Source organism: Nocardia sp. bgisy134 (assembly GCF_057708325.1).
In genome coordinates this window covers 168,910-185,729 of the sequence record NZ_JBYIRW010000001.1, presented here as the reverse complement: position 1 = coordinate 185,729, position 16,820 = coordinate 168,910, and the positions used below count along the sequence as shown (strand labels likewise).

The following is a 16,820-nucleotide window of genomic DNA, read 5'->3' as shown; positions in this document are numbered from 1 at the left end:
GGCGGCGGGATCGGCGGACGGGTACGCACCCCGGCCGATCCCGCCGATCCTCACAGCCAGACGCGCAGCGCCTCCGCGATCCGTCGCAGCGCACCGTCGGTGGTCATACGCCAGTGCGTGGCGTCCACCGTGTGGTTGTGCACGGCGCCGGTGATCGCCCCGTGCCAGGTCGACGCGCCGTCGGATCCCGTCGAATCGTCCTGGGCGGCGGTGAAATACACGAGGTCACCCTCGAACGGTCGCGGGCGGTAGGCCGCGGCCACGGCCGCCGACGCACCGGCGGCGTCCACCACTCGTTCGATCCGCGCGGTCCCGAAGGAGGCGAACGGTTCGGGCATGGCGCTCAACCGCTCGGCCAGCCGCGGCAGATCCACCGTGTCGTCCAGGTCGAAATCCACAACTCCATCGCCGAGCAGTCCGCCGAGCAGTTCCGGCACCGGCACCGCGCCGGACAGGTCCGCGCCCATGCGCAGGTGGCTGTCCAGCATGCCGAGCAGCGCCACCCGTTCACCCTCGCCCTGGAGCCGCACGGCCATGGCGTGCGCCAGCACGCCGCCGAGCGACCAGCCCAGCAGGTGGTAGGGCCCTTCCGGCTGCACGGCGCGGATCTGCTCGACGTAGAGCCGTGCCCAGTCCTCGATCGAATCGGGAAGGGGGTCGGCGGAACTCAAGGCGGGTGACTGGAGTCCGTAGAGTGGCCGGTCCGCGTCCACGTGCGCGGCGAGTCCGGCGAACGACCAGGCGATGCCGCCGATCGGGTGGACGCAGAACAGCGGCTCGGCGGCGCCGGAGGTCCGCAGCGGTAGCAGCACATCGAAGGCCGCGCCCGCGCTGTCGGCGCCGCCCGCGCGCAGCTCGGCGGCGATGCCCGCCGGAGTGGGCGCGGTGAACACCCACATCACCGGGACCGTCGTGCCGACCGCCTCGCTCAGCCGCGCGGTCAGCGCGGTCGCGATCAGCGAGTTGCCGCCCAGCTCGAAGAAGTTGTCGTCCAGCCCGATCCGATCGCGGCGCAGCACGGCCGCGAACACCGCGCAGACGGTGGTCTCCAGCGCCGTCGACGGTGCGCGATAGGCGCGGGCGGCGAATTCCGGTTCCGGCAGCGCCGCGCGGTCGAGTTTGCCCACCGACGTCAACGGCACGTCGTCGAGGACGACGATCACCGTGGGCGCCATGTGCGCGGGCAAGATTCGCGCCGCCCATTCGGTCAGCCGATCCGGATCGATGGCCCGGCCAGGAGCCGCCACCACGTACGACACCAGAACCGTTGCCCCGGCGGAATTCTCCCGGCCGACGGTGACGGCGAAGTCCACGTCCGCGTGCTCGGCGAGCACCGCGTCGATCTCCCCCAGCTCGATGCGGAAGCCGCGGATCTTCACCTGGAAATCGGTGCGGCCTCGATACTCCAACTCCCCCATCGCATTCCACGCGACGAGGTCACCGGTGCGGTACATCCGCGCACCCGGCTCGAAGGGGTTCGCGACGAATCGCTCCGCCGTCAGATCCACCCGGCCGAAGTATCCGCGGGCCAGCTGCGCACCCGCCACATAGAGCTCGCCCGGCACACCGACCGGCACCGGCCGCAATCGCGAATCCAGCACGTACACCTGACTGTTCCAGACCGGAGCGCCGATCGGCACGTCCGCCTCGTCGGCCGGGCACACCGCGTGGCTGGTGATCGACACCGCCGCCTCGGTCGGACCGTACACATCGAACAACGCGGTTCCCGGCGCCGCCGCCGCGAACCGGCGCGCGAGTGCGGCGGGCAAGGTCTCGCCGATGGCCAGCACCCGGCGCAGCGAATCCGGCAACGGGCCGGTCAGCAGGGCGTCCAGCATCGACGGCACCGTGTGCAGCGTGGTGACGCCCTCGCGCGCCATGAGCCCGTTCAGGTGCGCCGGGTCCCGATGACCATCGGGTGCGGCGATCACCAACCGGCCGCCGCACGTCGCCGCCGACCAGAACTCCCACACGGACAGGTCGAAGGTCGCCGCCGTCTTCAACAGCACCGCGTCGTCGTCGGTCATCTTGAATTCGGCTGTCTTCCAGCGCAACTGGTTCACGATCGCACCGTGGGACACGGCGACGCCCTTCGGGCGCCCGGTGGAGCCGGATGTGAAGATCACATACGCCGTGTGCTCGGCGCGCAACGGCGCGATGCGGTCCGCGTCCGTGATCACCGAAGCGTCCACCCCGGACAGATCGACCCGATCCAGACGCACCACCGGCGCGACCGAGGTGGCGAAATCCGTGTCGGCATCGGTCAGTACGCAGATCGGGGCCGCCGTCTCCAGGATGTACTCCGAACGCCGCGCGGGCTGATCCGGATCCACCGGCACGTACGCGCCGCCCGCCTTGCTCACCGCGTACATCGCGACGACCAGATCCACCGAACGCCGGATGGCGAGCGCCACCCGCGATTCCGGACGGACGCCGAGCGAGATCAAATGCCGCGCAAGACGATTGACGCGCGCATCCAGTTCCGCATAGCTCGATCGCATACCGTCGGCGGTGACCAGCGCCACCGCGTCCGGAGCTGCGGCGACGGTGGCGTCGAGCAGGGACACCAGCGTGGCGCTCGTGTCCAGCGGATGGGCGGTGTCGTTCCAGGCCGTGAGAATCCGAGCGCGCTCGCGCGGCACCAGCAGCTCGAGCGCACCGACCGGCGCCGTCGCGTCCGCGACCACCGCGCCCAGCAGCCGGACGAACCGGTCCGCGAAACCACGCACCGTCGCCTCGTCGAACAGATCCGCGGCGTAGGTCAGGAAGCCGCCGATACCCGTGGGCGCGCCCTGCTCGTCATAGCCGTCCGCCACGATGACGTGCAGATCGAACTGCGACAGCCGCCGATCCGTTTCCCACGCGGCGACCGTCAAGCCCGGCAGTTCCATGCGGACCTCGGCCAGATTCTGGAACGACAGACCCACCTGGAACAGCGGATGCCGGGCGGTGGAACGCGCCGGATCGAGCACCTCGACCAGGCGCTCGAACGGCACGTCCGCGTGGGCGAAGGCCTGTAGATCGGCGTCGCGCTGACGCTCGAGCAATTCCGTGAAGCTCGCGTCCGGGTCCACCCGGGTGCGGAACACCAGCGTGTTGACGAACATGCCGATCAGATCGTCCAGCACCGCGTCACCGCGACCCGCCACCGGCGTGCCGATCGCGATGTCGTCGGTGCCCGACAGCCGGGCCAGCAGCACAGCCAACGCGGTGTGCACGACCATGAACAGCGTCGCGCCCCGCGCCCGCGCCAGCTCCGCGAGCGCCGCGTGGGTGGACGGCTCGATGCGCAGCGGCACGCGGCCGCCCGCGAAGGACTGCACCGCGGGCCGCGGCCGATCCCTCGGCAGTTCCAGCTGATCCGGCAGGTCGGCGAGCGCCTGCCGCCAGTAGGCGATCTGCTCGGCCGCCACCGACCCCGGCTCGTCCTCGCGACCGAGCAACGCGCGCTGCCACAGCGCGTAGTCCGCGTACTGCACCGCCAGCGGCGCCCACCGCGGTTCCTGCCCCAGCGCACGGGCCGCGTAGGCGGCCGCCAGATCACGGGTCAGCGGGCCGCCCGAGAAACCGTCGCCGGAGATGTGGTGGATCACCATGGCCAAGACGAACTCGCGGGTGCCTGCCTGGAGAAGGACGGCGTGTACGGGCACCTCGCGGGTGACGTCGAAGACCGTCGAAAGCACCTCCGCCGCAGCAGATTCGAGATCGGCGACCGGCCGTACCCGCAGCGGCGGCACATCGGGGTGGTCGGGTGGCAGGACGACCTGCACCGGTCCGCCCTCGAGCTGCGGATACACCGTGCGCAGGATCTCGTGTCGCGCGACGAGATCGGCGAACGCCCGCCGCAACGCGTCGACATCGAGGTCGCCGGTCAGGCGGATCGCGACCGGAATGTTGTAAGCGGCCGACGCCGTGTCGAACCTGTTGAGGAACCACATCCGCCGCTGGGCGGGCGACAGCGGAACACGTTCCGGCCGCTGGCCCGCCACCAGGGCGGGACGGCCTCCGGCGCCGGTCAGCTTCGCCACCTCGCGGGCGAAACCCGCGACGGTGGGTGCGGCGAACAGCAGCCGCACCGGAACCCTGGCGTCCACCGCCGCGCCGAGGCGCGCGGTCACCCTGGTGGCCAGCAGCGAGTTGCCGCCCAGCTCGAAGAAGTCGTCGTCCGCGCCGATCCGGTCGGCGCCGAGCACCTCGGCGAGCACCGAGGCGACCGTCCGCTCCAGTTCCGTGGCCGGTTCCCGGTAGGCGCGGGCCGCGAACTCCGGTTCCGGAAGGGCATTTCGGTCGAGTTTGCCGACCGCGGTCCGCGGAAACTCGTCGAGCACTACAACCGCCGCGGGCACCATGTGCGACGGAAGCGTCCGCGCGGCCCACCCCACCAGCCGGTCGGATTCGATGTCGCGACCGGTCACGTACGAGACCAGAACCGTTGCTCCGCTGGAATTCTCACGCCCCACGGTCACCGCGTACTCGACATCGGGATGACCGGCGAGCACCGCGTCGATCTCGCCGAGCTCGATGCGGAAGCCGCGGATCTTCACCTGGAAGTCGGTGCGGCCCAGGCATTCCAGCTCCCAGCCACTCGATTCGGCGGCGGGCACCCACCGGACCAGGTCGCCGGTCCGGTACATCCGGTGGCCGGGCAGCCACGGATGCGCGACGAAACGTTCCGCCGTCGCACCGACGCGTCCGTGATAGCCGCGCGCGAGCGCCGGACCCGCCAGATACAGCTCGCCCGCAACGCCCGCCGGTACCGGATGCAATCGCTCGTCGAGCACCATGGCACCCACGCCCGGGACCGGGCGGCCGATCGTGACGCGTTGTCCCGCGGCCAGAGTCGTGTAGGTAGCGCCGATCGTCGCCTCGGTCGGGCCGTAGCCGTTGATGAATCGGCGACCCGGCTGCCACCTGGCCACCAGTTCAGGGGTGGTGGCCTCGCCACCGGCGGACACCACGGCCAAGTCGTCCAGCCCGCGCGGGTCGACGGTGCCGAGCAGGGCGGGCGTGATGATCGTGTGCGTCACCCGCTCGGCGCGCAGCAGTTCGCGCAGTTCCGCGCCGCCGACGGTGTCCGGGGGCGCGATCACCAGCGTGGCCCCGCTGTGGAAGGCGCTGGACAGCTCCTCCACCGATTGGTCGAAACTCGGCGAACACACATGCAGCATCCGGTGTTCCGGCGCGAGCCGGAGCATGTCGACCGTGTAGCCGACCAGTCCGCCGAGCCCGGCGTGCGTGACGGCGACGCCCTTGGGCAGACCCGTCGATCCCGACGTGTAGATCACATACGCCGGATGCGACATGCGCAGCGGCGCGCGCCGGTCCGTGTCGTTCAGCGCCGCGGCCGAAGTCGCGGCGCAGCGAGTTAGTACCGCGGGATCGTCCAGCACCAGCCAGTCCACGGTGCCGGACAGGCCGGCGGCTTCGTCCGCGACGGTGATGCCCATCGCCGCACCGGAATCGGCGACCATGTAGCGCACCCGTTCCACCGGATAGGTCGGATCGACCGGCAGGTACGCGCCACCGGCCTTGGCGACGGCCCACACCGCGACGACCATCCCGTAGGAGCGCCGCATCGCCAACGCGACAACGGTTTCCGGCGCGACGCCGCGCTCGATCAGGACGCGCGCCAGCCGCGAGGACGACTCGTCGAGTTCGCCGTAGGTGTAGGACCGCCCCGCGTCGCGCACGGCGATCCGGTTACGACCGAAGCGGACGCCACGGACCAGCAGTTCCGGCAGCGTGCCGACCGCGGCCGGACAGCCGCCACCCATCCGGGTCAACCGCTCGTACTCGTCCGCGGCCAGCAGCGGCAGATCACCGACCGGCAAGTAGGGCCGGTCCGCGAGTGCGGTCAGCACTCGAACGAACCGCTGCGCGAACGCATCCGCGTCGAAGTCGCCGAAACGATCACGGGCATAGCACATCTCGCCACGGACTCCGAAGGCGTCGTCCGTCAGCGAGAGGGCGAGATCCCCCACCGCTTCCGCGGGTCCGTGGAACGACAGCGCCGCCTGGAACAGCGGATGCCGAGCCGACGACCGCCGCACGCCGAGCAAATCGACCAGGTCGTCGAACGGAATGCCCGAGTGCGCGAAGCCCTCCAGCTCGACCCGGTGCGCGTCCGGCAGGAGGTCGACGAAACGCGCGCGCCGATCCACCTTGGTGCGCAACACCAGTTCGGCGCACCGGCCGTCCCGCACGGGCGATCCGATCGCGATGTCGTCGACGCCGGACAGCCGTGCCAGCAGCGCCGCCAATGCCGTGCGCACGACCGCCGACCAGGTCACCCCTTCCGCGTCCGCGAGCAGGCGCAGACCACGCTGCGTCTCGTCGGATAGCCAGAAGTCCACTCGCCCACGATCATTCGAATGCGTTGTGGTCGGCCCGGCTGCGGGCAACTCCAGTTCGGGCAAGCCCGCCAATGCGGTGCGCCAGTACCGGGATCGGGTGATGGCGTCGTCCGATTCGACGTCGAGCAGCAGCGCGGTCTCGGCGGCGCGGCGGTCGGGTGCGTCGACCAGATCGCCGAGCACGCGACGCAGCCGGTCGGCGACGGCCTGCGCCGTCGTGTCGGCGACGACGTCGCGCCGGTACTTCAGCTGCACCAGCGTGCGGCTGCCGAGGAAGACCAGCACGGTGATCGGATAGTGGGTGTAGTCGGCCCCGCTCAGTCCGTCCACCCGCATTCCGTCGAGTGCGCCGCTCGCCTGCCGCAGGCCCTCCACGTCGACCGGGTACGACTCGAAGACCAGCATCGTGTCGAACAGCTCGCCCTGCCCCGCGACGCGCTGAATGGCGCCGAGCCCGAGGTGGTGGTGATCCAGCAGCGAAACCTGCTCGGCCTGCACGCCGTCGATCAGGGAACGGGTCGTCGTGCCCTGATCGAACCGGACGCGCACCGGGATCGCGTCCACGAACAGGCCGATCATCTCGCCGATGCCGTCGAGTTCCGCGGGCCTGCCGGAGATGGTCGCGCCGAACACGACATCGTCGCGTCCGGTGCCCGCCGCGACGACCAGACCCCACGCGACCTGCATCACCGTATTGGCGGTGACCTCGGTCGCGGCCGCGTACGCGGTCAGTTCGGCGGTCTGCGCGGCGGACAGCTCGAATTCGCAGAGGCCGAATCCGTCGCCCGAGGCCGCGGGCCAGGTCAGCTCGGGAGCGAGCATGGTCGCCGTGGCACCCGAGAGCACCTCCGACCAGGCCCGCTCCGCGGCCGCGCGATCCTGCTGCGACAGCCACCGCAGGTAGTCGCGGTAGGGGCGGACCGGCGGCAGCGGCGACGCGTCGCCGCCGGTCGCGTACAGAACGAGCAGCTCCTTCATCAGCAGCGGCATCGACCAGCCGTCGAGCAGAATGTGGTGGCCGGTCAGCACCAGGTGGCCGCGCCCGGAATCGGTGCGGTACAGCGTGAATCGCAGCAGCGGCGCCACCGCCGGATCGAATTCGGTGCGCTGTTCGGCCGCCAGCAGGCCGGGCAGATCCGAATCGGCGACGCCGTCGACGATCCGCCACGGCATCTCGATGCCGTCGATCACCAGCTGCACCGGCGTCCCGTCGGCCGTGGCGACGAAGGCGGAGCGCAGGTTCGCGTGCCGGTCCAGGATGGTCTGGGCCGCCCTGCGCAGCCGGTTCGTATCCAGCTCCCCGGTCAGCTCGGCCGCCAACTGGATGATGTAGGCGTCGACCGTCCCGGCGAGCAGCTCGATGAGCACCAGCAGCGAGGACTGCAACGGCGAGAGCGGCAGCACGTCCGACAGGCCGGGATACGTCCGGCGCCAGCCGTCCAGTTCGGCCTGGGAGACCCGCGTCAGCGGCACATCCGAGGGCGTGAGACCGCCCGCGGCCGGGTGCCGCACGTGCCCGGCGACCGCGGCCAGCGCGGCCGTCCAGTCGTCGGCGAGTTCCCGCACCGCCGCCTCGTCGAGGATTCCGCTCGGGTAGCGGAAGCTCGCCTCCATCCGCGGGCCGGTCGCGGTGTCGGCGACGATCGCGTTGATATCGATCACCGCCCCGGCGGGCAGTGCGGGATCGTATTCGATCTCGATCTCGCCGAGATCGGCTGTCGGCAGCCAGCTTCCGTCGATCTGGTCGACTGCGCCGCCCGCCGAGGCGCGGCCGAGATAGTTGAAGCTGATCTGTCCGATGTCGCCGGTGAGGCGTCCGGCGGTGCCCGGATCGAGATGGCGCAGCATGCCGAAGCCGATGCCCTTGTCCGGCACCGCGAGCAGTTGTTCCTTGACCGTCTTCAGTACGGTGGCGAGTACCGCGCCGTCGGCGAGCGCCTGCTCGGTGTCGATGCCGGACAGATCGATGGCGACGGGGTAGATGCTGGTGAACCAGCCGAGGGTGCGCGTGAGATCGGCTCCGGGAACGGCGGTTTCCTCGCGTCCGTGGCCTTCGAGCCGGATTCGGGTCGTCGGTGCGTCGACACCCCGCCGCGCACGCCAGGCGCGCACGGACAGCGCCAGCGCGGCGAGCAGTCCGTCGTTGACGCCGCCGCGATACAGCGCGGGAATCGTGGTCAGCATGGCCTCGGTGACCTCGACCGGCACCTGCACGGTGATCGATCGCATGGTCGGCTCGGTGTCGATCGCGCAGTCGACGGTGCGCGCGCCGAGCAGCGGATCCGGCGTGGCCAGCACCCGCTGCCAGTAACCGGCTTCGGCGGCCCGGCCCGCGGCCGCGTCGGCCAAGCCGTGCGCCCAGCGCCGGAACGACGTGCCGACCGCGGGCAGCGCGATCGGCTGCCCCGCCGCACGCTGCGCCCAGGCCAGCGCCAGATCGGGAATGAGGATGCGCCAGGACACCCCGTCGATCACGTAGTGGTGTGCCGCGACGGCCAGCACGTCGCGCGCGCCCGTCCTGCGCACCCACACGAAGGCGATCATCTCGGCGGCGGCCGGATCCAGCGCGGCCAGCGCCGAAGCCATTGCCGCACTACCTGTTCGGGTCAACTCGGAGTCGGCCACGGCAGTCGCGTCGATCTCGATGACCAATGCGTCGGCGTCGACCGCGTCGCGCGTCAGCGTTTCGAACCGCCACCGGCCGTCGTCCTGCCACACCCGGGAACGCAGCACCTCGTGCCGGTCGAGTACCGCAGCGATCGTCGCGACGAGTCCGGCACGGTCGATGCCATCGGGCAGTGCGAGCACGACGGTCTGGGCGAAGCGATCGCAGGAACCGTTGGCGAGGAATTCGGCGAGCACCGGTGTCAGCGGCACCTCCCCGACACCGCCGCCGGGCAACTCCGCCAGCACCGTCGGCGCCGCGTCCGCGCCGGCCGTCGCGACGCGCGCCAGTCCCGCCACGGTCTTGTGTTCGAACACGTCGCGCGCCGTGAAGACGATTCCGGCTCCCTTCGCCCGCGACACCAGCTGGATCGACATGATGCTGTCGCCGCCGACCGCGAAGAACGAGTCGTTCGCCCCGACCGACTGCACACCGAGCACCTGCGCGAACAGCTCGGCGAGGCGCGATTCGAGGGGGCCGAGCGGCGCACGAGTCGGCGCGGTCTCGAAGACCGGCTCCGGCAACGCCTTTCGATCCAGTTTGCCGTTGGTGGTCAGCGGGAGTTCGTCGAGGACGACGATCGCCGAAGGCACCATGTGCGGCGGCAGAATCCTCGCCGCGTGCTCGGTGACCAGCGCCGGATCCACCGTGCGGCCCGGCGCGGCGAGCACGTACGACACCAGCGCCGTCGATCCCGACGCCATCGTCCGTCCGATCGTGACCGCGAAGTCGACGTCGTCGTGTCCGGCGACCACCGCGTCGATCTCGCCGAGCTCGATGCGGAAGCCGCGCACCTTGACCTGCGTATCGGCGCGGCCCACGTAGTCGAGATCCCAAGGCGCCGAGTGCGATCCCGCGGCGGTGCAGGTGGATGCCGGACGCAGGCGCACCACGTCGCCGGTGCGGTACATCCGCGCGCCGGGTCCGCCCCACGGGTTGGGGAGGAAACGCTCGGCGGTCAAGCCGGCCCGATTGCGGTAGCCGCGGGCCAGGGCGCCGCCCGCGAGATACAGCTCGCCCGCCACACCCGGCGGCACCGGGTTCAGCCGCGCGTCCAAGACCAGCGCGGACAGGCCGTGTACCGTCGTGCCGATCGTAATGGGCTGTCCGGCCGACAATTCCGCGAACGTCGAGACGATGGTCGCCTCGGTCGGGCCGTAGGCGTTGAGATAGCGCCGGCCCGGCTGCCACTTCGCCAGTAGCTCCGGGGTCGTCACGTCGCCGCCGACGGCCACCACCGCCAGCGCGTCCAGCCCGGCCGGGTCGACGGTGCCGAGGACCGCCGGGGTGATGATCGTGTGCGTGACCGCCTCGTCGCGCAAAAGGTCGCCGAGCTCGGCCCCGCCGACCACACCGGGCGGCACGACGACCAACGTCGCGCCCACGGAGAACGCGCACAGCCACTCGAGCACCGAAGGGTCGAAGCACGGCGAGCAGACCTGCAGGAACCGGTGATGCGGCTCCAGCCGATAGCGTTTCACCGTTTCGTCCAGCATGCCGCCCAGACCTGCGTGGGTCACGGTGACGCCCTTGGGCACACCCGTCGAACCGGACGTGTAGATGACGTACGCCGGGTGTCGCATGCGCAGCGGCGCAAGGCGATCCGCGTCCGTCACCGGGTCGTGCGACTGAGCGGCGCATTCCCGCTCGGTAGCCGGGTCGTCGAGCACCAGCCAGTCCACGCCGCCGGGCAGCCGATCCGCGTACTCGGCGCTGGTGATGCCGAGCACCGCGCCGGAGTCGGACACCATGTGCCGTACCCGTTCCGCGGGATACCCCGGATCGATCGGCACGTGCGCGCCACCGGCTTTGGCGATGGCCAGCACCGCGGCCGCCAGGTCGGCCGAGCGAGGCAGGGCGACGGCGACCGATCGCTCGGGGCCCACGCCGCGGCGGATCAGCAAGCGTGCCAATCGCGAAGTGCGCTCGTCGAGTTCGCCGTAGCCGATCGAACGGTTCCGGTCGCGCACCGCGATGCGATCGCGACCCAGCGCGACGCCGCTGGTCAACAGGTCGGGCAAGAGGCCGGTGGCCATGACGTCGTCGGCGGCGACTCGGGTCAGCAGCGCCTGCTCGTGCGCGTCGAGCAGCGGAAGGTCGCCGACGGGAACCTCCGGTCGGCGCACGGCGGCCGCGAGCAGCCGGAGGAGGCGCTCGGCGAACACCTGAACGGTGCGCTCGTCGAACAGCGCCCGCGAGAAGGTGAAGTCGGCCGCGACACCTGCCGCGTGCTCCCGAATGTGCAGGGAAAGGTCGTATTTCGAGTGAGGGTCACCGGAACCGGAGGGCTCGGCCGCATGGGGAGCCCGATCTCCGGCCGAGAACATCGTCCGCACCAGCGGGTGGTCCGAATCCAGCAGCGCCGCCAGGCCGTCGAAAGGCAAATCGGTTCGCGCGAAGGCTTGTAGCGCAACGTCTTTCGTGTGCGCCAGCAGATGGTCGAAGGGGAGGTCACCCGGCACCCGGGTGCGCAACACCAGGGTGTTGCCCGATCCGTCGGCGACCGGTGTGCCGATCGCTATGTCGTCGGCGCCGGATAGTCGGGCCAGCAGGACCGCGAAAGCCGCGTGGACGACGGTGAACACGGTCGTGTCGGCCGTCCGCGCGACCTGGTGTAGTCGCGGGTGCAGGTCGGCATCGATCGAGAAGCCGATCCGGCCGTCCGCAGCGGTGGGCGCCGCGGGCCTCGGGCGATCGGTGGGCAGGTTCAGCTCGTCCGGCAGGTCCGCGAGCGCGTCGCGCCAGTACCTCGTCTGCGCGATCAGATCGTTGCCATCGTCCAGCAGCGCGAGCGTTTCCGTCGCCGTGCGTTCCGGCGTCGTGACGAATTCGCCGATCAGCGTCCGCAATCGGTCCGTGAGGGCCCGTGCGGCCGGGGCGGTGATCGTGTCGCGGCGGTGCTGGACTTGCAGCCGCAGCTCGGCGCCCATGTCGACCTGGACGGCCACCGGGTAGTGGGTGAAGTTGACGGCTTGCAGGTCGACGATCTCGAGGCCGTCGATCGTCCCGTAGGCCTGCCGCAGGCCGTCGGCGTCGACGGGGTACGACTCGTAGGCCAGGAGCGAATCGAACAGCTCGCCCGCACCGGCGGCACGCTGGATGTCGGCCAGCCCGACGTGATGACCGTCGAGCAGCGAAACCTGTTCGGCCTGAAGCCGAGTCAGCAGCTGCCGTAGCGAGGTGTCCGCGTCGAACCGGACCCGGACCGGGACGGTGTTGGCGAACAGGCCGACCATGGCGTCGACGCCGTCGAGCTGTGGCGGCCGCCCGGACACCACCGCGCCGAAGACCACGTCGTCGCGTCCGGCACAGGCCGCGAGCACCAGGCCCCACGCCGCCTGCACCACCGTGTTCACGGTGACCTCCGCCGCCGCGGCGAACGCCGTCAGGGCCGCGGTCTCGTCCCGCGACAGGTCGGCGGCGCACACGCCGTAGCCCTCGGCGGGGTGGACGGGCGGTGCGACGGAGGCGGCCAGCCTGGTCGGCGTCAGGCCGTCCAGCGCTCGGCCCCACGTGCGCAGGGCGGCGTCCCGGTCGTAGTGCGAGAGCCACGCGAGATAGTCGCGATACGGCCGGACCACCGGCAGCGGCGACGAAACACCGTCCGCGGCATAGGAAATCAGCAGATCCTTCATCAGCAACGGCATCGACCAGCCGTCGAGCAGAATGTGATGCACGGTCAGCACCAGGTGCGTGCGCCCGAAATCGCCGCGGTACACCGTGAATCGCACGAGCGGCGCCCGCGCCGGATCGAATCCGAGGCGCTGCTCGGCGGCGAAGAACGCCGCCGGATCGGTGTCCGGCGTGTCGACGACCCGCCACGGCACCTCCAGTTCCTCGCAGACGAACTGGACCGGGGCGCCCGCGGCCGAGGACCCGAACGCGGATCGCAGGATGGGGTGCCGATCCAGCACCGCCTGCGCCGCCCGCCGGAGGCGCTCCAGATCGATGTCGCCGGACAGTTCCACCGCCAGCTGGAGCAGATAGGGGTCCGCGGTCGGCGATATCTGGGTGAGGAACAGCAATCCGAGCTGTAGCGGCGAGAGCGGCAGCACGTCGACCAGCCCGGGGCGCTCCCGCCGCCAGGTGTCGAGCTCCGCTTGTTCGACCCGCACCAGCGGGACGTCGGCCGGGGTCAGACCGCCCGCGGACGAATCGCGCACGTGCCCGGCCAGGACGGTGAGTGCGGCCACCCAGTGCTCGGCCAGCTCCCGGACGGCGTCCGCGTCGAGGATCTCGGACGCATAGGCGAAGGACGCGGTCAGCTGCGCGCCCGCGTCGGTGTCGGTGACGAGCGCGTTGATGTCGACCACCGCGGCGGCGGGCATGGCCGCGTCCTGCGCGGCGTCCGGAGCGCCCCAGTCGTCGGTCGGCAGCCAGCTCCGATCGGTCAGCGCCTCCGGCAGGTCGCCCGCGGAGATCCGGCCGAGATAGTTGAAGCCGATCTGGCCGAGCGCACCGTCGAGTTCGGGCGCGGTGTCCAGGTTCAGGTACCGCAGCATGCCGAAACCGATGCCCTTGTCCGGCACCGCTAGCAGTTGCTCCTTCACCGCCTTGACCAGCGCCGCCGTCGCCTCACCGCCGCGCCAAGCGGCCTCGGCGTCGATACCGGACAGATCGAGCGCCACCGGGTACATGGTGGTGAACCAGCCGACGGTGCGGGTCAGATCGGCGCCCGCGACGGTGGCCTCCTCGCGGCCGTGCCCCTCGAGCCGCACCCTTGTCGCCGCGGCGTCGACGCCCCTGTTCGCCCGCCAGACGCGCGTTGCAAGCGCCAGCGCGGCGAGCAGACCGTCGTTGGTCCCGGCCCGGTACACCGTCGGCAGCTCGGTCAGGACCGCGCGCGTGACGTCGGCGGGCACGGCAATCGTGAAGCGCCGCACCGTGTCCGAAGTGTCGACGGCCGGATTCAGCGCCCGCGCGCCGAGCGGCGGGTCGGCGACGGCCAGAGTTCGCCGCCAGTAGGGCAATTCGTCGGCGCGGTCGGCGGCCGCCTCGACCAGGCCGTGCGCCCACCGCCGGAACGACGTGCCAACGGCGGGCAGGGTGATCCGGTGCCCGCCGGTGTGCTGCGCGCACGCGGCCACCAGGTCCGCGATCAGGATTCGCCACGACACACCGTCGATCACGTAGTGGTGCGCGGCGATGATCAGCGCGTCACGGCCGTCCGGGCGGGACAGCCAGGTGCAGGCGATCATCCGGGCCGCCGCGGGTTCCAACATGTCGATGGCGGAATCCATTGCGGTGCTGGCGGTTTCGCATAGCTCTTCGAGGCCGAGACCCGCGGGGACGTCGACGCGGGTGATCAGCGCGTCCACGTCCATCGCGCCCACGGGGAGAGTGCGCAGCCGCCAGTGCCCGTCGACGGACCGGACCTGGGCGCGCAGGATGTCGTGGTGGTCCAGCACCGCGGCGAGCGTGGCCACCAGGCCCGCACGATCGATGTGCTCGGGCAGCGCGAGCACCATGTGCTGGGTGAAGCGCCCGAACGACTGGCCGTCTGCCAGATAGGCGGCCAGCACCGGCGTCAGCGGAATCTCTCCGACCCCGCCGCCCGGCAATTCGGCGAGCGCGGGAGCGGACTCGGCGCCGAGCACCGCGACGCGCGCCAGCCCGGCGACCGTGCGGTGTTCGAACACATCCTGCGGGGTGAAGGAGATTCCCGCCGCCCTGGCCCGCGACACCAGCTGAATGGACAGAATGCTGTCGCCGCCCGCGGCGAAGAACGAATCCTCCGCCCCGACCCGCCGCACACCGAGCACCTGGGCGAACAGTTCGGCGATGCGGGATTCCACCTCACCCCGCGGTGCACGCGACACCGCCTCGAACACCGGCTCGGGCAAGGACTGCCGATCGAGTTTTCCGTTGGGAGTCAAGGGGATCGCGTCGAGCGTCACGAACGCGGACGGCACCATGTGGCCAGGCAGCGCGGCCCCCGCGAAGCGGGACAGTTCGCCGAAGTCCAGCGAAACGCCTTCCCTGGCAAGCACATACGAAACCAGCACGGTGGCGCCCGAGGGTGCGACCTTGCCGAGCGTCGCGGCGTAGTCGACATCGGGGTGGGCGGTGAGCGCGGCGTCGATCTCACCGAGTTCGATGCGGAAGCCGCGGATCTTCACCTGGAAGTCAGTGCGGCCCAGGTATTCGAAGTCGCCGTCCGCGGTGCGGCGCACCAGGTCACCGGTGCGATACATGCGCGCGCCTGGTTCCCCGCCGAACGGACCGGCCACGAATCGCTCCGCCGTGAGCGCCGCCCGCCCCAGGTAGCCCTGCGCCAGCGCGGGACCGGACAGGTACAGCTCGCCGGTCACGTCGGGTGGCACCGGACGCAACCGCGCGTCGAGCACCATCGCGCCGACGCCGGGCAGGGCGGCGCCAATGGTGATCGGACGGCCCGGCTCCAGCGCGATGCTTCCGGTCGCGAGGATGGTGGCCTCGGTGGGGCCGTAGCCGTTGTAGAACGACCGGCCGGGGACCGCCCACCGCTCGACGAGCGCGGGACCGAACGCGTCACCGGCGACGACCACCACCTGCAACGCGTCGAGCCCGGCCGGATCGACCGACTCCAGCGCGGCGGGCGTGATCAGCAGGTGGGTGACGCGCTCGCGGCGGAGCAGGTCGGCGAGCTCGGCGCCGCCGAACACCGTCGGCGGCGACACCACGAGCGTGGCGCCCGAGCCGAAGGCGAGCAGCAGTTCGAGCACCGAGACGTCGAAGTTCGGCGAGCACACGTGCAGGACCCGCGCACCGGCGTCCACCGCGTAGCGCTCCCGGACGGCGGTGACGAGGCTCGCGAGACCGGCGTGCGTCACGACGACGCCCTTCGGGCGACCGGTCGAGCCGGAGGTGTAGATGACGTAGGCCGGATGCAATTGGCTCAGCGCGCGCACCCGGTCGACGTAGGAGATCGGGTGTGCGGGCCGTGCCGCGATCTGCTCCGCGTGCTGCGGATCGTCGAGCTCGAACCATTCGACGCCGTCACCGAGCCGCGGGCGATGCGTGGAGTCGGTGAGGCCGAGCACGGCGCGGGAGTCGGCGACGAGATAGGCGATCCGCTCCGGAGGCAGGGCGGGGTCGACCGGCACGTAGGCCGCCCCGGTCTTGGCGATGGCCCAGACGGCCAGCACCGACTCGATCGAACGGGTGAAGCCGACGGCGACGACATCGCCGGGACCCACGCCGCGGTCGATCAGTTCACGCGCCAGCCGCGACGAAGCCTGGTCCAGCCCGGTGTAGCTGAGTTCGCGCCGGGCGCCCGGTGCACCGGTGGGGTCATAGGAGATTGCTATCGAATCGGGCGCGGACTCGACCGTGGCCGTCAGCAGCTGAACGAAGAGCGGATTACTCGACCTGCGACGAATTCGACCCCGAACAGCACGACGAACTCCATCCATCCGAGTACAACATCCTTCTCACATCCAGCCGACGGGTTTCGTCGAGACCCACGAACCCGGCCGGATCCGGTCCGCCGTCGGGCGGCCCGGTGTCGAACAAAGCAAGAAGGAATCGATTTGTCGGGGCAATTTCGGCCCCTATCAGACCACAGGTCGCGACGTCGTGACGTGTCAGCGACATATGCCCAGGCAGGGGCCTGCCTCAACGATTGCCAGATCTTAGCCACAGGGCAACGTGACCCAGACACCCGACCGGCACGGGGCGGTCGGCGACGAGGCGGTCGAGACGCAGCCGCGGCGTCGGGACATCCACGCCGATCTCGGAGGCGATGCAGGTCACAGACCGTGGTGGATCGCCTGGAGGTAGCTTCGGACGGCCTAGGAGCGAATCTCCGGTTCGACGCCGAG

The 16,820-nt window shown here is 70.9% G+C and carries 1 protein-coding gene; it reads right to left on the bottom strand.

Translation table 11 applies throughout. The features are described from left to right. Positions 1-50: 50 nt before the first annotated feature. Complete coding sequence (locus AC3ERS_RS00780) at positions 51-16,412, bottom strand: amino acid adenylation domain-containing protein (protein ID WP_431962380.1); 16,362 nt, start codon at positions 16,410-16,412, stop codon at positions 51-53. Between the last annotated feature and the right edge of the window lie 408 nt (positions 16,413-16,820).

Bases quoted from the DNA above. Each gene is read 5' to 3' on its own strand.
- AC3ERS_RS00780 (WP_431962380.1), bottom strand. From the start codon at position 16,412: ATGGATGGAGTTCGTCGTGCTGTTCGGGGTCGAATTCGTCGCAGGTCG.